Source organism: Alistipes sp. AF14-19, assembly GCF_003461645.1.
Taxonomy (GTDB): Bacteria; Bacteroidota; Bacteroidia; order Bacteroidales; family Rikenellaceae; genus Alistipes; species Alistipes shahii.
In genome coordinates this window covers 1-3,715 of the sequence record NZ_QTXM01000042.1, presented here as the reverse complement: position 1 = coordinate 3,715, position 3,715 = coordinate 1, and the positions used below count along the sequence as shown (strand labels likewise).

Here is a 3,715-nt window from a genome sequence, read left to right as displayed (position 1 = left end):
TTGCTGCATAAGATTTACTCTTTTCTGTAAACCTTTTTCAGGACGGGACAGGTCTCGAAATCCTATCGGTGCGGACTGGAACGGATAGGGGCGGACACCGGCAACGTTTTTTCTGTCGCTGGTGTATTTTCAGGGCTTTAATGTTTCGATCATGCAGCAGGAAGATGATTTAAGAGCCCTTGAAAGTATCGTACAGTTCGCCCGTGGGCAGGGCGTGTTTTTCCTTATCCTCCATCTCTATTGGTTTTGTTACGAGTGGTTGTCCGGAAGCGGCCTGACATGGGCTTTCGTCGACCGCCTTCTGCTGAATATCCAGCGGTCGACGTCGCTGTTCTCTTCTCCCATGGTTACCAAATTCTGCGCCTTTATGTTTCTCGCCGTCGGTTGCTACGGAACCAAGAGCGTCTGTAACGGCAAGGTCGGCAGGCGGCATATCGTCGGTGCAGTCTGTCTGGGACTCCCGCTGTTTTTTCTGAACGGCTTCCTGCTGTCGCTGCCCGCGGACATCGGCTTGCGGGCGTGGTGCTATGCGCTGACCCTCGGTGCGGGCTACCTCTGCCTGCTGGCCGCCGGCGTGTGGCTGCGGCGATTGATGAAACAGCCGCTTATGGACGATCCTTTCAATGACAATAACGAAAGTTTTCTTCAGGAGGAACGTTGTATTGACAACGATTGCTCGGTGAACCTACCTACGCGTTACCGCTATAAAGGACAATGGCGGAACGGGTGGATATCGGTTGTAAACGTTTACAGATCGACGGCGGTCCTCGGCCTGCCCGGCTCCGGAAAAAGCTACGCCGTACTGAACAACTATATCAAACAGCATATCGAGAAGGGTTTCTCGATGCTCGTCTACGACTATAAATTCGACGACCTTACACGCATTGCCTACAACCACCTGCTCCGGCATCTGGACAAATACGCCGTCAAGCCGAAGTTCTGCATCATCAACTTCGACGATCCCCGCCGCTCGAACCGCTGCAATCCCATCGACGCCCGCTTTATGGACGATATCTCGGATGCCTACGAAAGCGCCTACGTCACGCTTCTGAACCTCAATAAAACATGGGTTGATAAGCAGGGCGACTTCTTCACCGATTCGGCCGTCATCCTGCTCGCGGCGATTATCTGGTACCTGAAAATCTACGACCGAGGCCGCTATTGCACTTTTCCGCATGCCATCGAATTTTTGTGCCAGCCCCTCGATAAGATTTTCCCGATCCTTTCATCTTATCCCGAACTGGAAAACTACCTCTCGCCTTTTGTCGATGCATGGAAAAGCAATGCGCAGGACCAGTTGCAGGGACAGGTGGCATCGGTGAAAATCCCGCTCTCGCGTATGATCTCTCCGCAGCTCTATTGGGTGCTTACGGGCAATGACTTTACGCTGGACATCAATAACCCTGAGGAGCCGAAAATCCTCTGCATGGGCAACAATCCCGACCGTCAGAGCATCTACGGCGCGGCGCTGGGACTCTATAACTCGCGCCTGATACGGCTTATCAATAAAAAGGGGAAATTAAAATGATGTGCACCCCAAAGTTTGGACTGATTAATAATTCAGATAGCATGAGTTCGGTATTGTACCGGGCTCATGTTGTTTAATGCGGTCTTTATTCGCTTGTTATTGTAGTAATTTATGTATTCCTCCAGTTCCTTGCGGAAATGATCGACAGACTCGAACTTCTGCAAATATAATAATTCTGATTTTAACAGTCCGAAAAAGTTTTCCATGACCGCATTATCCAAACAGTTTCCCTTACGAGACATGCTCTGACTAATACCTTTTTCACGCAGCCGATATTGATAGCGTTTCATCTGGTACTGCCAACCCTGATCCGAGTGAAGTATAAGTTCCGGAGCATCGGGCAGATCCTTTATGGCATCTTCAAGCATTTTCATTGTTTGGTAAAAGGTCGGATGTTCAGCTATATTATAACTTATTATTTCCCTGTTATATAAGTCCATAATAGGCGACAGATAAAGCTTCTTGCCGAACAGAGAAAATTCAGTAAGGTCTGTAACCCACTTTTGATTAGGACGTTCCGCCATAAAATTACGTTTCAGCAAGTCAGGCACAACGGCACCAACCTCTCCTTTGTATGAACGATATTTTTTTAGGCGCACCCGGCATTTAACTCCACATTCGTTCATTAACCTAAGTACCGTTTTATGGTTTATAGAATATCCGCGATTGTGCATCTCTACTGTGATACGGCGGTAACCATAACGTCCCTTATGATCGTGGTATATACTTACAATCTCGTTTTTCTCTTGTTTGTATTTATCGGGGAACTTTAACTGCTTCAGATGATAATAGAACGTACTACGCGCCATCCCCGTAACTTCCAATAGCGTGGGAAGGGTATGTTCCGGTCTTAGTTCTTCGATGGCTTTTGCCCGTTCCCGTTCTCGCGGACGATGCGTTCCTCGACTAAGATCCTCAATTTTTTTAAGTAAGCGACCTCGGCGCGAAGACGTTGGTTTTCGACTCGCAAGTCATTTTCTTCCTGTGGTTGTAGTTCCTGTTTATTAGGTTTGGTTCTCATCTTACCCCGATTATCACGGTAAAGACCGGATTCACCTTCTTCATAATAGATACGCTCCCATCTGCTCAGCGTACTCTCATTGTAAATACCGAACTTTGCCGTTGTTTCCGTTAAAGATAAGTGATTCTCGTGCATGTGCCTGATAGCTGACAACTTAAAATCGCCGCTGTAAGTATATTGCCGTATACGAAGACCTGCTTCGCCGAACTCTTTATAACGCGCAATCCAACGCGACAAAGGCGTATAGCTTATTCCAAAATGCTTGGAGGCGGACGATACGGAATGTTGGCCATTGACAACAGACAAAACTGCTGTTAATTTCTCCTCATAACTGTACTTCATAAAACACCCCAAAAGTTATGTCCAACTTTTGGGGTGCAGTTCAAGTGATCTTCCCCTTTTCACAGACCGCATCAGCGCTGCGCTTTCATATAATGCTGTTCCAGCAGTTTATAAAGCGATGACTGCGGATAAAGAATCTTTCCACCAAGAGTAGTATAAGGGATTTGGCGGTTGTCCCGGTAATTCTGCAAGGAGCGTTTCGAGATGCTGAAGATGCTGCAAATCTCCTCACTGGTCAGGTACAGTTCATTGCCGATGACTGGGAGGTGCGTGTCGATTAGAATATCAACGGCACGGATGGCTTTGACGATATCGCGGCGCAGTTCCTTGAACGCGGCGCTGTCGCGGGTGATGATCTCTTCGGTCATGCTACAGGCTTTTTATCAGGTTCTTTTCCAGAAGTTGCCGGATGTCGTCGTCCCGGAACAATACTTTATTCCCCAAGGCCGTATAGGGGATGATGCCGGCGGAACGATAGTATTGCAAGGCTCGCTTGGTGATGCTCAAAGCCTTGCAGACCTCCTCGGCCGTAAGCCCCGGACAGTTGTCGGTTGGACGGAGAGAGAATGGAGCGCAGCTATTCGCTCCAGAAGACGTTGAAGGTGCGCCTGCAACTCTTTATAGGCGCTCGTTTCCATAAGGACGCAATCCATAATTGTTGGGTTTAGGTGATTTCTGCGGTAAGGATGTGCAAGATAATCCAAGCCTTCAGAAAACGATTTCCATGTCCGCTCCAGACCGTTCCAGTCCGCTCAAATGAAAAAATGATCCGTGTCCCGTCCTGAAAAAGGTTTACAGAAAAGAGTAAATCTTATGCAGCAAAA

Annotated in this window: 3 protein-coding genes and 1 pseudogene; 1 reads left to right on the top strand and 3 read right to left on the bottom strand. The window is 48.0% G+C overall.

Features of this window, described 5'->3' with window-relative positions; genetic code table 11:
* Window positions 1–151: 151 nt before the first annotated feature.
* A pseudogene (locus DWW03_RS16245) lies at window positions 152–1,525 on the top strand (YWFCY domain-containing protein); the annotation flags it as partial.
* Between the two features lie 35 nt (window positions 1,526–1,560).
* On the opposite strand, the gene DWW03_RS16240 reads toward DWW03_RS16245, so the two are convergent.
* From DWW03_RS16240 to DWW03_RS16970, 3 genes are all read right to left on the bottom strand, one after another.
* Window positions 1,561–2,891 (bottom strand): IS3 family transposase gene (locus DWW03_RS16240; protein ID WP_370803655.1). Its coding sequence is split into 2 segments (ribosomal slippage): window positions 1,561–2,447 and window positions 2,447–2,891, totalling 1,332 coding nucleotides; the frame shifts between segments, so codons are not numbered across the junction.
* Between the two features lie 71 nt (window positions 2,892–2,962).
* Window positions 2,963–3,259, bottom strand: coding sequence for a helix-turn-helix domain-containing protein (locus DWW03_RS16230; RefSeq protein ID WP_014776040.1), 297 nt, complete (start codon window positions 3,257–3,259; stop codon window positions 2,963–2,965).
* A gap of 1 nt (window position 3,260) precedes the next feature.
* The gene (locus tag DWW03_RS16970; RefSeq protein ID WP_240046649.1) at window positions 3,261–3,377 is read right to left on the bottom strand and encodes a hypothetical protein; all 117 of its coding nucleotides are present in this window, start codon (window positions 3,375–3,377) and stop codon (window positions 3,261–3,263) included.
* Window positions 3,378–3,715: the final 338 nt, after the last annotated feature.